This is a genomic window from Sphingopyxis yananensis, from assembly GCF_020687785.1.
Taxonomy (GTDB): domain Bacteria; phylum Pseudomonadota; class Alphaproteobacteria; order Sphingomonadales; family Sphingomonadaceae; genus Sphingopyxis; species Sphingopyxis yananensis.
The window spans coordinates 1-18082 of sequence record NZ_JAJEWI010000006.1; the positions used below are offsets into that span (position 1 = coordinate 1).

Sequence of the window (18082 nt, forward strand, 5' to 3'; positions counted from 1 at the left end):
GTATTGCTGCTCGGACAGCGTGCGTGGTCGTGGCGCTCCCATGACGAACTTGTCCCATATGGCTTCCTTCCATAACTGAATGGATAATGCACCATCAAATGCTGGGACCAAACACCTAGCAAATGGCCATTCCACAAATAACCCACGCCAGACCCACTGGGAAGGCACTCTAGCCTGATACGTTAGCGATGTTGGGAGTTATGCACCTTAAGGAAGGTGGTGCCGCTTACAGGACTCGAACCTGTGACCCCATCATTACGAATGATGTGCTCTACCATCTGAGCTAAAGCGGCGTTGATGGGGCCTCTAACAGCGCATGGGGATTCTGACAAGCGGTCATGCAGTTTTTTTTCACCCCTCCCTCACCTCTCTGAAATTACGGCCTATTCCGGCCTGACCCTATCCGCGATACCATAGCAAAATGGACCGCCCTGACCTTAGCTACCCATTGCGGGGTTGGCCTCAGCGCTTGCTCGCAACTTACGCATACCGGCGAATTGCACGGCCAACATCCGGCCGCTGCCGCTGTCTTGCGGGTCAAATGCCATGATCTGCACAGCGCGCTCCGCGCCGGCTAAGTCGCCAGAGCGGGCCAAGGACCATGCGTAGGCCACACGCACCGCCGACAGTTCCGGAACCATGTCAAAAGCCTTGGCGATGGCCGATACGGCATTTTGGCTGGCAGGGCGGCGTTCGCCGATATAGCTGTCGTAATAGGCCTTCAGTGCCATGGGGTTATTGCCATTGGCGGCGATAGATTTTTGAATGGCGGCCCGCACCCGCTGCCACGCATAAGCGTCGGTGGACCCTTGATGGCGTAGTTGGTCCATCAGCAATTGCCCTTGCAACAAATTGGCATCGGCATGATCTGCGCGCAGGGCCAAGCTTTTATCCAATGCGTCCTGCATTTGTGCGCGAAGCACATCGATGCCCTCCCCGCGACTTTTGCGCGCGTTGATAAGGTCGCTGCCTGCTTGCGCCAATTCATATTGTACATCCGCGTCATCGCCATGCCCATGGGCCAGCGTCGCCAATTCGCCTTGCACCACGGCCAGACGGCCCGCATCGCGTCCCGCCGCTTTGCGTTCCAAGCGCAAATGCGTCAATTGCGCTTCGACACGCGTCATGACACGCAATGTGGTGGTGGGCGGCGCCGTTCCAGCCACCACAATCGTGCGGCTTTGGACGGGACGCTTGGCATATTGATCCAGCGCCGCATTCAGCGCCTTAAAATCACCAAAAGCATATGCAGCAGCCTGACGTGCTTCCATGTCATCGTTTAAGGCCGCCAAATATTGCAGCAGACGAGGCTTCCAAGCCGCGTCAAAGTGCAGCATGTGGGTTAACAGCCATGCGCGGTTATAAAATTGTTCGCGGTGCACATTGTTCGCGATTTGCATGGGGCTGGCGAACAGCAGTGTTTCGATGGGCAGTTGGTTCTTTTGCATCATGCTGATGGCGCGGATTTTCGGGAATTGACCGATCATGGCTTGGCCGTTGGCGTCGAACGTCATGGTGGAATAAAGTTCCGCTGTCCCTTCGGACAACCAAGCTGGCATAGCGATGGTGGCATAGCGGTTCAGCAGATGATGCGTATATTCGTGCAGCAACACCGAACGCGAAACGGATTTGGCGTTGGCCGCCCAGCCTTCCAAATTGGACACCGCAAAACCCCCTTCAGAATGGCGGTTATACCATCCGGCGATGTTGCTGGAGTTGCTGCCGCTGGCCAGACGGCCTGCTTCTTTTCTGGTGCCCACCAAATAGATGGTCAGCGGAGCCTTGTCGTTGCTGTAGCTGGCCCCCAGTTCCTGACGGAGCGCGGCATCATAGCGGGACAGGTCGTCTGACAGAGCGGAAATCAGCGCCTCGTTGCCCGCACCATAGACGGTGAATGCCGCATTTTTCGCTTCGATCCACCGAGCAGACACAGTAGCTGGGAGAGCAAGCAATGCGATCCCACATGCTGCGAACAGCATTTTCTTCATCTCAGATATTCCTTGGAAGGTTCGGCCGTTTTGCGGTTCAGGCGGCGATCACCATATCTTTCACTGGGGATGACGCAGGCGTTTCAAAACTCCACACCGGCCCCACGATATTTTTCAAAGGAAAAGGGAATTTCTCGGACGTTTTCGGTCATATTGCAGCTAGCCCAAACAAGTTAACAACCAAAATGGATGTTAATGCAGGGCAAATTCAGCCTAAATATTTGCAAATAATTCCTATAAGATACTGAATTATCAATATTCAAATATTTCACGACATGACGCCACCCTGAAGGGGGCCTCACATACATCCAAAATGGTTGCATTGCAAAATGGCGTCTAAAAAAGGCCGATCGCAATTGCTGCGACCGGCCTTTTAAAGCTTTGCAATGCCGACTGGCGCGAACCAGCCGATACTATCTTAAAGCGGCGAACCACCCAGTTTGTGCGTTAGTTGCAGGAACACGCTGCGCCCAATGCTGTCATACCAACTGGTGTTATAATAAGGATAGCCGCCCCACGTATCATCCTTCACCGGCATCTTGTCGAACAAGTTGCGCACGGTCAGTGACGCGCGCAGATGATCGCTGAAATCATATTGCAGCGTAGCATTGACCAGCGTGTAGGATGGCACATAGGCATCCTCATCATAATTGGGCAGCTTGCCCGTGCGGGTGGCCGACAGGGTGAACATCAGCCCATCCTTGTCCCAGCTAATGCTGCCGTTCGATTTATCACGCGGGATATAATAGCTGCTGTCGGCAGCCAGCTTGTTGATCGCATCATCACCCGCATATTGGGTATATTGATGCCTAAAGGTGTGGCTGTGCGCCAGCGACAGGGTGAAATCACCAAAGTTGGTCGGCACGCTGCCACGGAAGGCCACGTCGATGCCGCTGACCTTTTCTTTTGCGACGTTGATCGGGTTCACAATCACCGTGGAAATTTGGCCGACCTTGGCACCGCTGGTGAAACGCTGAATACGCGCAAAAGCATCACGGCACATCCCGCTATTCGGGTCGAGCACGGGGGCCCTGCCAGGCTCTAACTCGCTGCAATCCGCTTCTGTTCGCGCCAGCGTGTCGGCGCGCAAATCATTGACCTGATTGGTCAGTGACACACGATAATAATCGACCGACAAGGACAAGCGGCTCGACGGAGAAAACACGAGGCCCGCCGTTAATGTGCGGCCCGTTTCAGCCTTGAGGTCGCGATTACCAGTCCGGCTGATCACCGCTCCTTCTTCAATATCGCAGTCGCTAATCGGAGCGTCGGCGTCCAAAAGGCCGCAGCGATAATAATCGATAACGGAGCTTTCGCTATTGCCGGGACCGCTGAACAAATAATGCAAATCGGGCGCACGGAAAGCCGTGCCATAAGCCGCACGGAACAACAGCGCATCGACCGGACGCACTTCCAAGCCCGCATTATAGGTGAATTTGCTCACATCGCGGCCAGCAAAACCGAAATTGTCAAAACGGGCAGCCCCCGTCACCGTTGCAAATGGCAACACGGGCACCCGTACTTCGCCGCCGATGGCCGCATGGCTGCGCGTGCCCGCGCCGTCTGCATCCTTCCAGCTGTAATAATAGTCGGTCAGCGCCAGCGGGTCGGGGCGCAGGTCATATCCCTGCTTGCCATATTCCGCGACCGCCGCGAAGCCAACAGGGCCAGCAGGCAATTGGAACAATTCGCCATTGCTGACCGTCGCCTGCAAATTGCTGGTCCAGCTATAGGGGCGATAAACCGTATCCGCCGAAATGCTTTCATATTCCGCGCGGGTTAATTGGCGATAGAGCTTTTGTGCAGGATCAGCATTGAAGATTGGATAGTCGGTGATCGACGGATCATCGGGCAAACGATCACCAAGAAACAATGCATTGGCCTTGCTGCCGATAATCTGCGGCCAACTTACCCGCGATTGATAGCGACTGTAATTAAAGCTCAGCTCATAATCCCAGCCGCCATTCAGCTTGCCGCGCAGACCTGGTGTGATGCTATAGGTCGTCTGCTTGCTGCGGCGCATTTCAAAGCCGCCCGTTTCTTCAAGGGTGAAGATACGCCCCCAATCCTCAAACTGATCGGTGAAGGCGTTATAAAAACCCGTATCCGCGCTGCTCGACGATGGCTCGTAGAACCACGATGTGTGGTCATAATGCAGGGCTACTTTGCTGATCCCCAACTGGAAATCAGTAAAGAATTTTGCCTGGTCGCTGAATTCATAGCTCAGTGAACCAAAGCTGTTAAACCCCTTGCGCTTGCTGATGATCGTTCCGTTGGCGATATCGGTCTTGCTACCACAGAACTCGCCATAACCGGGGCGGTTATAAAGACCGATGGATCCACCGGCCAAATTGGATAGGGAATCGCACGCCCCTGTTGGCGGCGAAATATAATCGACATCTTCGTCCGCACGATAAAAGTTGCGGCGCGCGACTTTCCGGAACGGATGATCGTCAGTGCTATCCTGAATGTTGCGCTGATAACCCCACAGCGGGCGCTGGTCCAAATATTCCACGCCCGCAATGATGTTGAACGCGCCCGACGACCAACCGCCAGCGGCTGTGAAACGATGGCTATCACCGCCACCGTGCTGGGTGCGGCCATGGCGATAATCGAGCGTCACGCCGTCCAGCTTTTCTTTCATTTTAAAGTTCACAACACCAGCAATGGCGTCCGAACCATAAATGGCAGACCCTGCACCGCTAAGAATTTCCACGCGCTCAATCAAGCTGACGGGAATGTTGCTAATGTCCGTAAAATTACTGCGCCCCACATAAGGCAGCGGGAAATCGGCAATGCGGCGGCCATTGACCAGCACCAATGTGTGATTGGGACCAAGGCCGCGCAAATCCACTTGCTGTGCGCCGGGCGTAAAGTCCGCGCTGCTACCCGATTGCGGGCTTTGCGTTTGGCCGCTGTTCTGGGTCATCGCAGCCAGCAACTCGGGAACGCTGGTGTAACCATTGGCGCGGATTGTGTCAGAGGTGATGGCGGTGACGGGCGAAGGGCCTTCATCGCGGATCGTCGGAATGCGCGACCCTGTCACGATAATTTCTTGTGCGCCCCCGCTGTCATCGTTGCTTTGCGCGAAGGCCGGAACCATCAACGCTGGCATACAGACGCTCAGCCCCAACAATCCGCGAAACGACGCCTTGCCAATGAATGTCATGTTGAACCCCTTTTTTGGATCGGGCGCGACTCAGCCGCCCCAATCGCCCCATGGCGCCAGATATTCCAAAGGCATCTTAAATTACAAACATTATGCAAATTTGTGAAAGCATATTGTCATATGCTGTGATCATTATGTAACATCATATGGTTATTGAGCATATTTTCAGGGGCTTCGTCATGACAGGTTGGACCGCGCGATATTTTTCCAAAGCGCGAATTTCGTCGGTTTTCCTACTGGTTGCGCTGGCCGCTACGCCGGTTTCCGCCAAAGACAAAGCGCATGAACATTATGTCTTTGGCAAATTGAACACGCCGACACCGCAACATGTGTCCGGCGGTTTGTTGATGATGGGCGGCGGCGACCGCAATAAAGATGCGCTGAAATGGTTTTTCCAAAAGGCTGGCAATGGACATATTGTCGTGCTGAGCGCATCCTATGGTCAGGAAATTGGCCAAGAATTTTTCCATGACATTGGCGGCGTGCAATCCGTCGAGATTTTCGTGATGCACAGCCGCAACCAATCCACCAACCGCAAAATCTTGGACCGCCTGAAAAAAGCTGACGGCATTTTCATCGCTGGCGGCGATCAGGCTCGCTATGTTCGCTATTGGCGTGACACCCCCATTGCGGCGTTGATCAATGACCATGTGGCGTCTGGCAAGCCTTTGGCGGGTACCAGTGCGGGCCTCGCCATCCAAGGCGAAAAGCTTTATGGCGCGATGGACGATGGCAGCCTCACCAGCAGCGAAGCCCTTGCCGCCCCCTTTGGCCCCGCCAACACCATAGAGGGAAATTTCCTGCGCCTGCCCAATTTGCAAGGCGTTATCACCGACAGCCATTTTGCCGAGCGCGACCGCTTGGGCCGCTTATTTGCCTTTGTCGCCAAAGCGCAGTTGGACCGCCCCGCCGATGCCCCCGCCATGCTTGGCTTGGGTATTGACGAAAGCGCCGCCTTGGCCGTCGAACCCGATGGAACAGGCCGCATCCATGCGACATCACCCAATGGCTATGCTTGGCTCGTCGATGGCGCGGGCCTGCGCCTGCCCGCCACATCCGGCGCGTTGGACGCACCGCGGGTTACTGTCACAGGCATTGGCTCGGGCAGCGTCGTTCACCTGCCATCCGGCAAGGTCGACGCCCCCATTTTCGTCCGCCACTATGCCGCCCGTGCGGGTGAAATCACACAGGTTCCACGCTGGTCGCTGGCCATTCATGGCGGTGCAGGCGTGATTGAACGCGGCGACTTAACCCCTGAAAAAGAAAGCGCCTATCGGGCAGGTCTGAACGCGGCCTTGGCGGCGGGCGGCCAGATATTGGACGCTGGCGGCACATCCTTGGATGCCGTCGCTGCGGCCGTTCGGGTCCTAGAGGATGATCTGTTGTTCAACGCAGGGCGCGGCGCGGTCTTTACCGCTGACGGCGTGAATGAATTGGACGCCGCGATCATGGACGGGGCAACCCAAAAAGCAGGCGCGGTCGCTGGCGTCACGCGCACCCGCAACCCGATTGATCTGGCCCGCGCCGTCATGGACAACAGCCGCCATGTCATGCTGTCCGGCGCAGGCGCTAACCGATTTTCCGTGGAACAAGGCCTGCCCCAAGTGGAACCCAAATGGTTTTACAGCGACGAACGCTGGCAGCAACTTCAGGCATGGAAACGTAAAAATAGCGCGGCGGTGGATCGCACCCATTTGTTCGGCACAGTCGGCGCCGTAGCGCTGGACAGCGATGGTAATTTGGCCGCCGCAACATCGACAGGCGGCATGACGGGCAAACGCTGGGGCCGCGTGGGCGACAGCCCGATTATCGGCGCGGGCACCTATGCCAAAAATGGTCAATGCGCGGTCTCCGCCACGGGGTCGGGTGAATATTTCATCCGTGAAAGCGCCGCCCGCCAAATTTGCGACCGTGTGGCATGGAAAGGCGAAAGCCTGAAGGACGCTGCCCAAGCCACCATCATGGCCGTTGGCGCGATTGGCGGCGACGGCGGCCTGATCGCGATGGGCCCCGACGGCCGCCCCGCCTTTGCGATTAACGATCTGGGCATGTATCGTGGCAGCATCAGCGCCGACACGGGCGCTCGCACCGGCATTTACGCCGACGAGACACGGACCGAATGATGCCAAACTTCAGCATGACGCTCGATGAAATGGACGAACGTCTGCTAACGCTGCTGCGCGATGATGCCCGCCAAACCATCGCGCAGCTTGCCAAGGAATTGGGCACATCACGCGGTCAGATTTATTCGCGTTTGGCCCGTCTTGAGGAAGCCAATGTAGTGGCGGGCTATACAGTGCGGCTGGGCGATGCCTTTATCGCCAGCCGCATCCGCGCCCATCTGATGATCAAAAGCCAGCCACGCCTGCACCGCGACGTGGAACAAGCTTTGGCCCATTTCCCGCAAGTTCAGGCCATTCACGCGATCAGCGGTGAATATGATATGATCATCATGATAGAGGCGGACGACACCGTCCAACTGAACGAATTGCTTGATGAAATCGGCATGATCGACGGTGTGCAGCACACTGTCACCTCGCTCATTCTCGCGACGAAGCTGGAACGATAGCAAGATCCAGCGCGTGCAGCGATGAAGCCGCACAACCAAAACAGCGCCATGTCTAACTGCCCTGATTCATCTTGCCCGTGCATCCGGAAAGCGCTCCGGTTCAAACAAGGTTACGCCAACGTCAGAAATATGGCTCGGCGGTCGTCCGTTGCGACACCCACCAGATATTGCCCGCTGGATCTCGAACGCCGCCCTGCCTGTCGCCATAGGGCATGTCCGCGACATCCATGATTTTCTGAGCGCCGGCTTGCTCGGCCTTGGCCATCGCCGCATCGGCATCCGCGACATAGAGATAATAGGCAGCGCGGGTCGCGGGAAATTGTTCGGACGCCTCGCTGATCATGATAGTCGTCGTGGAGAATAAGAGCTGACAGTTGGCAATGCGCCCATGTGCATCTGTGCTACGGCCGATCTCATGCGCGCCAAACGCAGCTTCAAGAAAGCGCGCATAGGCCTCGGCTCCATCCGCGAAGATATAGGGCGTCACGACACCAAAACCGTCGGGCACGTGCATCGCGCGTCTCCAATCAGCAATGACTTTCCGGCGAAAGCTGCGCGCCGTCATGCGCTTGATTTTACCCGCCCCCTAAGCCTTGGACCAAGCGACCAAAATATGGGCATCTTTTTCCAGCCTTAGCTGACAATCCGTCCCAACCAGCACACATTCCCCCGCGCCAACGACCATATCATCCACCCAGATCGCCCCCTCCACGGGAATGATGATAATTTGCGTTCCATCTGTTGGGGTTAGGTCCGCGTAGCGGGGGTCCGGCTTATTCCACGGCCATGTGGTTCCGCTACTCATTTGCGCCAGCGCAAAATGATCATTGGCCAACAATATCCGGTCCGCACCGCGCGCCACATGCTGAATATGATGATGCGCAAACGGCTCCGCGCGGGACACGGCCACGCCATCCGCCAAATGCAAATCCCGCGTCCGGCCAAAATCATATAATCGATAGGTCACATCGACATTTTGCTGCAACTCGATCAACGACACCCCGGCCCCGATGCAATGAATTGTTCCTGCCGGAATATGAAAAAGCATCCCTTTTTGAACGGGATACCATGTCATATGTCGCGCAAGATCGCCGTCCAACGCCGCCCGATGCAAGGCGTCCGCGTCCAATTCCTGTACCGTGCCAATACCAACCACGGCATCAGGCTCTGCATCCAAAATATACCAGCACTCATCCTTGCCCCCCACAAAGCCGCGCGCCTGCGCCTGTTCGTCATTGGGGTGTACTTGAATGGACAGATTTTCGCGGGTGAACAAATATTTAACCAGCAAATCCATGTCGCGGTGCGCAGGCGCGGGAAACCAAATTTCCCCAATCGGCTGCGCCAAGTCGCGGTTCAATGATGCTGAAAATGGCGCGGGCAGCGCCCTAACGCCCCACGGTTTGTCCACTAGCACCATGTCCAGCTTTTCAGCCATATACGCTGCGCCTCATTTCCATCTGCTTAGGTCATCACCAGATCAGCTCGTCACCATCTGATATCGTCCGCAGCAGTCCCGAATACAAAGTTGCATAGCGAAAGAAAAGTAAAGTCTTCGCTATCCCCCATCGCGTGACGGCCATTGTGAACGGACATCAAACAGCGCCTGAAACCATATATGCGATCAAGTTTGGCGGACTTCGGTTCAAAGCGCAGGTCAAGACCGCTTGCCTACAATTAGACAACGGCGTCCGCTTGCTCCGCTCCCGCGCCTAACACGCACTGCCGTCTGGCCCGATGATTCACCCAAAATATGATGATCACCATGCGACGGAGTAGGCTGGCCGGATCGGCCTAATCGGCAATGGCACCGTCCGCTATCAATCTTAATCTTTGGCAAGACAGCGAATGATCGACCACAGTAAAAGACTGATGACACCAATCCATCAAAAATTTCAGAAACCCACGCTAATCCGCTAAAAACATCATCATATTTCGGGTTTAGAAATAGCTTTGACCCACAAATTTTTCGCCAGCGCTGCACGGCCGTAATAGAGTGGGAAATGGACAGTTTTTGTCGGTTCCAATCCTATAATATAGTTTTCAATTCATCGCCAATAAAAGTCAGAACATCTCAAATCAGTTATCATTCTGAAAATGCGTGCAATGTTGAAGATGCATGTTGAGAAAAATTTGAAAATCTAAGCAAGACTCATTTTTTCAAATTCAACAATATAATATATACTATATTATCTAAATAAAAGATTGGATATTTATGCGTAAAACTGCACTTCTGGCCGCGACAACTGCTGCATTCCTTATTGCACCTGTTTCTTTTGCACAAGAAACCCAACCGGAAGCTCCGGCTCCCACCGAACAGCCTACAAATGAAGAACCTGCAGCACCACCTGCGGAAGAACCCGCCCCTGCCCCGACCGATGCTCCGGCCCCTGAAGCGCCTGAAGCAGCATAATCAGACCGACATTTTCCGATACCAAAGGAGCGGCAGAGTTAATTTCTGTCGCTCTTTTTCTGCGCCAACATCATGACATATCATTGCGCTCATATGGTATCACGGGGGCACCCCTGCCCGCGAAACCCAAGGCCCCGTGGCCGAATATCTCAGGCAGACAACTCGGGGCCCGACGGCGTACGATCTTCACGATTGGCGCGATTCTTCTCGCTATCCCGCAGCCGCTCCCCCATCGTGCGCCAAGCCTTTTCCGCCCGCAAACAGCGATCCCGTACATTGGGCAGCGAGGCCGCCTTAGCGTCACGCGCACTTTCCACGGCTCGCTCGAAATAAAATTCGCTCGTGAACGCCATGGAATATTCCTTTTTAGTAAATGCTGCGGGCAACGGACCTCAATTCAGTCCAGCTCTCGCCAATGATCGCGGCCAAAAACGCGTAATAAGTACGTTTTCGCAACGACGGCTGCTTTATTCCAGCTTTCTGCAGGGCCTCCGAGGTGAGGCATCCAACCCATAAGGCTCGGCCTTGGTTGGAACGCCAGCGGGGCATCATAGCTCACCACCCAAAGCGACGACGCCCTAGGAGCGGTGTTCCCGTCATTTCCAGATGAACAGCCAAGCGTCCATCTGGAAACATCTTACCGACTAAGCCACCAAGAACAGTTTATCGCCTTGCTGACCACAGATCGGGATCAGGCCTGAGCCAGATTAACGGCGGACGATTTTCCGCGCTGATCCGTTTCAACGTCATAACTGACGCGCTGTTCCTTTTGGAGCGTCGCAAAGCCTGCACGTTCGACAGCACTGATATGAACGAAGCTATCGGTTCCGCCGTCTTCTGGTGCAATAAAGCCATAGCCCTTGTCGGCATTGAAAAATTTTACGGTGCCAATTGGCATAAGCATTTCCTTTCAAGAAAACACGAGTATCCACCGGCAAAATCACCGGTAGAGCTGGTAGCGCAATACGAGAAAAGGAAGATCAGCCCGAAAGCATTCAAGTCCGTCGAAGGCGACGTTAGCATCAACAAGATGAACGTTATTATAAAATAAGTCAAGCACAGCGCCAACCAGCCAGCAAAAAATGCCAGATGGATTGCCAACCCTCTCAGCATAACTACCATCTAAAACAATATTCTTGCGCATTTAACATCTTAGCCCTGCTTTCCGCGCAGCTAAAAATGACCCATCGCACAATTCATCGGTGCACCAGATGTTGCCGCGCCCTTCCACCATAATTGGCCCTTGCGGAACGATATCGGGGTGGCCACGGGCCGTCTGATGCATGGCACCATTGCCCGGGACCAACAGCCAACAGAAGCTCAACCAAAATTTGTCGTGACCCATCCATTATATGCTATTGTCATTTCCAAGGCCGCCCAGTTGAAACATTGATCAAAGTCAATGAAGCCGTGGATTTTTCAGTTAATCTGTTTGCCACATAGGAGGAACCCCATGCGTAATATTCTCATTCACGCCGACCAGACTTCCGCCATGACAGGTCGAACGGAGACTGCCCTTGAAATAGGGCGTCGCTGTGGATCGCATTTACACTTCTTAATCAGTTCGCCATATCAACATTTTATCGCCAGCGACCCGTTTGGCGGAATTTATCTGGCGCGCGAACAATTGGCGATGGCGCAAATGCGCGACGCAGAGCTTGAAAAGTCATTGAGCGCCCAGCTAAGCTTAAACGAAGTTCCATGGGATATTAGCATCGCCGAAGGAATGGCCCTTAGCAGCCTGTCCCAATATGCGTCGCTGTCCGACTTGGTTATCGTATCGCTGGGCGGCCGCGACCAACGCGGACGCGCCGAATGGACCCTTGCGGCGGATCTGACGATGACGGTGCCCGTACCGGTTCTGGCCTTGCCAAGTGAGAGCAAACTGATTGACCTCGACGCACCGATCATGATTGCCTGGAATGGAAGCCCTCAGGCCGCAAAAGCTCTACGCTCTGCGGTGCCATTAATCCGCCATTCTCAAAAAGTTGTTATGGTTCAAATAGGATCCGATGATCAGGGGATCGCAGCGGAGGACGCCCTGAAATATCTGTCTCGGCATGATATTCACGCCGAATTACGCCAAATTGACGCCAGCGATGACAAGGCCGCCGATCTGCTGACGAAGGCAGCGCAGGAGATCAAACCCGGACTGATCGTGATGGGTGTTTTTGGCCGATCCATGCTGCGTGAGACGCTGTTTGGCGGCGTGACACGCACCTTGCTGGAAGAGTCCCCCGCCCCCCTACTCTTGGCCCACTGATGGGAAGGGCGGGACATCACACCCGCCCCGTCCGACACTAAACCGCTCGTCAAGTCGGTGGGGCTATCCATGCGGCGCGTGCATTCGGCGGCGACCCATGTGCCGGTTTCACATCCAGCCTTACGCCCTGTCAGGCCGATGGGGCGTTCGGGGAAAATATCGGGGCAGCTATAGCTCAGTCGATCAGCAATATGGAATGCGTTTCACCGCATGTCCAAAAAAGTCTGGCAACCCGTTCCATTGTGGTTCGGCCTGCCAGACTTTTTGATATCCTTCACCAGAGGATTTATCTCTCGCGGCTCCTTAGAATTTCAACGCCCCGCTAAACCCGATGATGCGCGGGTCTGGCGTGAAGACATTGGTCGTCAGGCCATTATCGTCGCTGTTCACATGATAACCGGTGATCGGAACCTTGTTGAACAGGTTTTTCACATAAAGCTGAAATGCCACATCCGACTGCGGACGCGCCAGCGTGACGGCGACGTTGACATTGTCCCACGCCCGAAGCCTGTCAAATTCGCTATTATAGACGCGGCCAAAGCTTTTGGATTTGCGATAATAGTCGCCGCGAAATGTCAGTTCCCAATCCCCCTTGTCCAGCAAGAAGCTATATTGCGCGCCAATATTCACGGTCAGGCGCGGCGCATTGGGCATTTCATTGCCCTCAAGCGGCGCATAAAATCCGCGCCCACCGTTGGGAGCGCCGCTGGTTCCGCCAATCCAAGCATCAGGATTGGCTGGGTCGTAAGGCACCAATGCCCCGACCTTTGTCGGATCATAGGGAGCCAATGGATCATAAGTGAACATCCCATAAAGGCTCTGCGGGAATGGCTTCCAGTAATTAAGCGACGGAACCTTCGTCTCCCTACTCGGATTCCAACTGCCGTAACGATCGCCTCCGGGGCATAGGGTGCTGAGCACCAGCGCATCCCCTCCCTTGATCAATATCTGCTCAACCAAGGCCTTCGGCGCGATGCAATTGGACGGAACCTGCAACCAAGGCCGCAGCACCACCCAATCGGGGTTCCCCTGCGTGCGGTTCATCACGTCAATGGACTGCGCGCCCTTGCCCAGCCGTGTTTTGAGATAACCCAAATTGCCGTCCATCCGAAACGCGCGCGAGGGACGCCACGCGGCCTCTAGCTCTAGCCCCCAAGCCGTCGCATCAAAATTTTCGTTATAGGCAATGCGATCAACGATCTGAGAAACCTGAAAATCTTTATAATCATAGAAGAAGCCGGTGGTGTTCAATGTGAACCGTCCGCCGTTGAAGCTATGCTTCATACCCACTTCAAACGCATGGACATATTCTGGACGAAAAGTTTGCGGTAAGAATTGAAACTGCACCACGGCAGGATTAAAATCAATTCTCGGCGGGTTAACGCCGCCACCTTTATACCCACGGGATATCGATGTATAAATCAAGCTATCATCGGTAAAAGTGACGTCCGGCTTCCAATCCAACACCACTCTTCCGGTAAACTCACCCCAAGACAGGATAATATCATCCTGAGCGGGATAACCGCTGTTAACGCGTCCACCCGTTTTATCACCGATATATTGAGCCCCTTCTGGTGAATCGGGTCCACCATTTTTGTCGACATCGGGATTCTTACGTCCTCCGCCCAACAACAATTGACTGGGAACTTGATCGGCGCGCTTCTTATCCTTTGTATAGCGACCACCAATAGTTAACTTCAGCTCGTCGTTAATATTCCAATAAATCTCACCGAACAAAGCCCGTGATTTAATACGAACCCCATTTTGACTTAAAAAATAATTGTGCCCCTGATTGTTCACATTATCTATCGGGTTTGGATCAACATAGGGACATTCATGCCCCTCATATCCCAGCGTACTGCTGCACGGATGCAATGCGTGCCCATAAACAGGAAGAGACCCGAAAAATGGTGCCGTTCCGATAGTCGGAAGCCTCGCATACCCCCATTGCGTAATATAGGTAAACATATTATTAAACACATAATAATTATCTTGCGATTTAAAGTCGAGATAATTCGCGCCAGCTAGAAAATTCAACGCACCGTCAAAACTGGACTGCAAACGGAATTCCTGAGACCATTGCCGATTCCTCGAATGACTTAAGTCTGCTGAAACCATACGGTCCGAGCAGCCAAGCTGTGGATCACAATAAATTCCACCCGGAGTTGGCCCCGGATATTGTTCTGTATCAACCAGCCTAGTCCCGCTTATGTAAAATGGGTCATGAGTGGTATCCGTAAATATCCCTGCTTTGGTTAGAAATCGGTTATAATCCTGCGAGGAATAGAAGCGATCACTCGAATAGGCCGTCTGGGAAATAAATTGTAATGATTCAGATGGCTTAAATTCCCAGTTGAACTGAACGACATCATTTTGAGCGCGGAAGATCGGGTCCCAGTTAGATTCAATTTCTCGCAAATTTTTAGACTGCATACCATCGCTCATTGCATTGGTGATGATGGGAAATTTCATCGTTCCGCCAGCTATACTCGGCCTTGGAACATATCCGCCAAGTGATATCGAATTACTCGGATAGTATAGATAAACAAGCGCATTTCCATTCGGCTTTCCAAAGGCGGCATCATCATAGAGGGATCCCGGTAGGCATCCTTGACCAATACGCGCCCGAAGAGCCTTATCTGTGATTGTTACGCTTCCAACTTGCGATGCGCCCGGATCGGTGGTGCACAATTGCTTGGTGGACCGCGCCCGATTGTCATCCTCTTCAAAATGCTGCCAAATCACATTGGCCTTAAATCTCTCGCTCGGTTCCCATGCCAGCGTGGCGCGGGTCGACCACAGGTCACGGCCATTGATGCGCGTTCCAAAAAAGCTGTTATAATCAAACCCATCGCGCTTGGTCATCGTTCCCGCGACGCGGAAACCCAAAGTGTCGCCAAGGGGAATGTTCAGCATCCCGCTCAATCGTCGGGTTTTATAACTGCCCGTCTCTCCTTTGACGGAACCCTTGAATTCCGGCTCCGGCATCGCGGGCAATATATTCACCACACCCGCCGTTGCGTTGCGGCCATAAAGTGTGCCTTGCGGCCCGCGCAGTATCTCCACGCGGTTGAGGTCAAAAAATTCCGCTTCAAACAAACGGTTACGGACCAACGGCGTGGAGTTAAAGCTGATCGCCACGGCGGGGTCGCTGGACGCCGAAATGGACTGTGTACCAATGCCGCGAATGGTGAAATTATACATAGAAAAATTGGTTTTGCTGAAACTGACATTCGGCACAGCGCGCAGCAATTCTGATCCACCCTCAATCTTCAAATCATCCATCGCCCGTGCCGACAGCGCCGTCATCGCAATGGGCACGTCGATCATCTTTTCTTCTTTTCGCTGGGCCGTGACGATGATTTCATCATACACTGGCGCGCGCGCCTCTGGCTCCGTTGCCACCGCTTGAACGGCCGCGAATGCGACAGGCGCAGCGGATGTCACGGCGCCAGCAGCCTGAACCTTGATCACAAAGGTTTCCGGCCCGCTTTTACTGAAGGTTAACCCCGTATCACGCAGCATTTCCCGCAAGGCTTGCTCGACGGTATATTCCCCAACCAACCGGTTGGATTTTCGCCCCTTTGCGGCACGATCTGTTACCAAAACTTGCACATGCGCCGTCCGCGCCAATTGCGATGCAGCATCCTTCACGGCCATGGACGGAACATTAAAGGACCGAGCCTGCTGCGCCATAGCGGGCATGGCGGCCATCGATGATATCACCGCTACGCTCGACAATAATATAGTGCGCGCATCGCGCAGATGGTAACTCGACATAGTGGCCCCCTACCCTTGATATTCGGTAATTTTCCGAATTTTCAGCTTTCACCACTCAAGACAATCCAATTCACCATTTCCTTATTTAACTCTTTCCAAAAACAATTCATAAAATTTAATAAGGAAAGATGTTCGTCGATTGTCTTTATTGAAAACAGCAATTTTAATTGGGGGCCGACATTGCAAGATGTTCGGAAATATCATGAGGTGGCGACATGGGTTGCGCAGGAAATTCTGCCCTTCGAACCCCTTGTCCGCCTTTGGTTAGCACGAGCGGGAGCAAACCCCGCCGATGCTGATGATTTGATTCAAGAGGCTTATTGCAAAATAATGGATGCTTTCCCCACCACGCAAATTGACAGGCCGCCGGCCTTTTTCTTTCAAATCACGCGCAATTTGTTTCGAAACCAGCGCCATCGCAACCGGATTATACGCATTGAATCCGGCGTCGATTTCGAGCAATTATTGTTAATCGACGATGCACCCAGCGCCGAAAATATGATCGCCGACCGACAAGAATTTGCGCGGCTCCGCGCGCTGATCGCCACAATGCCCCACAGATGCAGGCAGATTTTCGAAATGCGCAAGATCGAGGGTTTATCACAAAAGGAGATTGCGGCCCGTCTGAACATCTCAGAAAATATTGTGGAAAATGATAGCGTGAAAGCTATTCGCTTTCTGGTGTCCGCTCTTCGCGACCAAGGCAGCCAATTCGCTCAAAATTATGAAGCCAAGCGCCAAGCCCGCGCAGGAACGAAATGATGCGCGAGACAGCCCAAGCCATTGAAGCAGAAGCCGCCCGATGGGCTGCGCAATGCCAGATCAATCCCGAAAACACCGACAACGCCGAACTGGCCGCGTGGTTGGCTGGCGACAGCCGGCGTCGCGGTGCTTTTTTGCAAGCACAGGCCGCCGCCATCGCCATAAGCCAGACCGCAGAAGCCGATCCCAAGCTGGCCCGCCAAGCCCAGCCGTGGCGCCGTGCCGCCATCGCTAGTGCCGCCGCTTTATGCCTGTTGATCAGCGGCACGGTGGCGATGTCGCTGTGGCCAAACAGCCAAAATGTAGCCACCAACACGGGCGAAATTCGCCGCCTTCCGCTTGCTGATGGTTCCATGGCCATCATCAATACACAAAGTGAAGTGCAGCTTAAAATTACCGACGAACGACGCGAGATTGCTCTGCGGAAAGGCGAAGCTTGGTTTAAGGTCGCGCATGATCGCAATCGCCCATTCACGGTCATCAGCGGCGACGTGCGGGTTCGCGCGATCGGCACGGCCTTTTCTGTGCGCCGCATCAACACCGACACACAGGTTTTGGTGAATGAAGGGGTCGTTGAAATCTGGGTTGAAGGCTCTGCGGCCGCTCCGCAGCGCTTGTACGCGGGCGAATTTCTGGCCATCAACCAAAATCGGCCCGCCAGCCCCAAAGCGGTCAAAACCAATGCAGCCCTTGACCTGCTGTGGCGAGAAGGCAAAATCGATCTGGCTGGCCGCAGCCTGAGCTTCGCTATTGCAGAATTCAACCGCTATAATGACCGAAAAATTCTACTGGCGGATGCGAGCATCGCCAATGAACGACTACACGGCATTTTCAACGTCAATGATCCGGTGCAATTCGCAATGGCACTGCGCGACGGGCTCGACATCGACATCGAACTGGCGGGGAATAGTGACATTATCTTGGGCTGTTGCAGTGGTGGCGCGGCGCCGAAGGGTATAGCCGATGAATAGCGCAGAAAGACAGCAACCACTGCGAAAGCGACGTTGCACATTAGTGATTTCGACCATCCATCATAAGATCGCGCCGCCCATCCTCAACATAGGAACCGACAGCCCCGACGCGCGGCCGACCGCCGTCCATCCTGACCTTTTCCGCTACCGAACGGCATCGATCTTAG

At 54.2% G+C, this 18082-nt stretch carries 13 protein-coding genes and 1 tRNA gene; 5 read left to right on the forward strand and 9 right to left on the reverse strand.

The annotated features are described in order from the left end of the window. Nucleotides 1-217 precede the first annotated feature (217 nt). The 3 genes from LKO31_RS07175 to LKO31_RS07185 all read right to left on the reverse strand — a co-directional run bounded on the left by LKO31_RS07175 (nucleotide 218) and on the right by LKO31_RS07185 (nucleotide 5157). Nucleotides 218-293 (reverse strand) — tRNA-Thr (locus LKO31_RS07175). A 144-nt stretch (nucleotides 294-437) separates the two neighbouring features. Then, nucleotides 438-1988 (reverse strand): hypothetical protein, encoded by a 1551-nt coding sequence (locus tag LKO31_RS07180; RefSeq protein WP_227689617.1) that lies wholly within the window; start codon nucleotides 1986-1988, stop codon nucleotides 438-440. 418 nt (nucleotides 1989-2406) lie between these two features. Beyond that, nucleotides 2407-5157, reverse strand: coding sequence for a TonB-dependent receptor plug domain-containing protein (locus LKO31_RS07185; protein WP_227689618.1), 2751 nt, complete (start codon nucleotides 5155-5157; stop codon nucleotides 2407-2409). A gap of 179 nt (nucleotides 5158-5336) precedes the next feature. Here LKO31_RS07185 and LKO31_RS07190 point away from each other — a divergent pair, with 179 nt between their 5' ends. Continuing rightward, nucleotides 5337-7280 (forward strand): isoaspartyl peptidase/L-asparaginase, encoded by a 1944-nt coding sequence (locus LKO31_RS07190; protein WP_227689619.1) that lies wholly within the window; start codon nucleotides 5337-5339, stop codon nucleotides 7278-7280. A gap of 14 nt (nucleotides 7281-7294) precedes the next feature. Continuing rightward, nucleotides 7295-7726: an Lrp/AsnC family transcriptional regulator gene (locus LKO31_RS07195; protein WP_227689620.1), complete on the forward strand. Its 432-nt coding sequence runs from the start codon at nucleotides 7295-7297 to the stop codon at nucleotides 7724-7726. A gap of 121 nt (nucleotides 7727-7847) precedes the next feature. On the opposite strand, the gene LKO31_RS07200 is transcribed toward LKO31_RS07195, so the two are convergent. The 5 genes from LKO31_RS07200 to LKO31_RS07220 all read right to left on the reverse strand — a co-directional run bounded on the left by LKO31_RS07200 (nucleotide 7848) and on the right by LKO31_RS07220 (nucleotide 11283). Then, nucleotides 7848-8291 carry a VOC family protein gene (locus LKO31_RS07200; RefSeq protein WP_227689621.1) on the reverse strand — a complete coding sequence of 148 codons (444 nt, stop codon included), beginning with the start codon at nucleotides 8289-8291 and terminating at the stop codon, nucleotides 7848-7850. A 21-nt stretch (nucleotides 8292-8312) separates the two neighbouring features. Next, complete coding sequence (locus LKO31_RS07205) at nucleotides 8313-9164, reverse strand: class I mannose-6-phosphate isomerase (RefSeq protein WP_227689622.1); 852 nt, start codon at nucleotides 9162-9164, stop codon at nucleotides 8313-8315. 1124 nt (nucleotides 9165-10288) lie between these two features. After that, entirely contained in the window at nucleotides 10289-10492 is a 204-nt protein-coding gene (locus LKO31_RS07210) for a hypothetical protein (RefSeq protein WP_227689623.1), read from the reverse strand. 338 nt (nucleotides 10493-10830) lie between these two features. Further along, nucleotides 10831-11037, reverse strand: a complete 207-nt coding sequence (locus LKO31_RS07215) for a cold-shock protein (protein WP_227689624.1) — start codon at nucleotides 11035-11037, stop codon at nucleotides 10831-10833. 42 nt (nucleotides 11038-11079) lie between these two features. Continuing rightward, entirely contained in the window at nucleotides 11080-11283 is a 204-nt protein-coding gene (locus LKO31_RS07220; RefSeq protein WP_227689625.1) for a hypothetical protein, read from the reverse strand. Between the two features lie 258 nt (nucleotides 11284-11541). Here LKO31_RS07220 and LKO31_RS07225 point away from each other — a divergent pair, with 258 nt between their 5' ends. Further along, nucleotides 11542-12402 carry a universal stress protein gene (locus LKO31_RS07225; RefSeq protein WP_227689626.1) on the forward strand — a complete coding sequence of 287 codons (861 nt, stop codon included), beginning with the start codon at nucleotides 11542-11544 and terminating at the stop codon, nucleotides 12400-12402. Nucleotides 12403-12705: 303 nt separating this feature from the next. Here the strand turns inward: LKO31_RS07225 and LKO31_RS07230 are convergent, their stop codons facing one another. Next, on the reverse strand, nucleotides 12706-16182 hold the full coding sequence (locus LKO31_RS07230) for a TonB-dependent receptor domain-containing protein (RefSeq protein WP_227689627.1): 3477 nt from the start codon (nucleotides 16180-16182) through the stop codon (nucleotides 12706-12708). On the opposite strand from LKO31_RS07230, the gene LKO31_RS07235 reads away from it, so the two are divergent. Both LKO31_RS07235 and LKO31_RS07240 read left to right on the forward strand, forming a co-directional pair. Continuing rightward, nucleotides 16168-16944 carry an RNA polymerase sigma factor gene (locus LKO31_RS07235; RefSeq protein ID WP_227689628.1) on the forward strand — a complete coding sequence of 259 codons (777 nt, stop codon included), beginning with the start codon at nucleotides 16168-16170 and terminating at the stop codon, nucleotides 16942-16944. The genes LKO31_RS07230 and LKO31_RS07235 overlap by 15 nt on opposite strands. Then, on the forward strand, nucleotides 16941-17915 hold the full coding sequence (locus LKO31_RS07240) for a FecR family protein (RefSeq protein ID WP_227689629.1): 975 nt from the start codon (nucleotides 16941-16943) through the stop codon (nucleotides 17913-17915). The genes LKO31_RS07235 and LKO31_RS07240 overlap by 4 nt, the downstream gene beginning before the upstream one ends. Nucleotides 17916-18082: the final 167 nt, after the last annotated feature.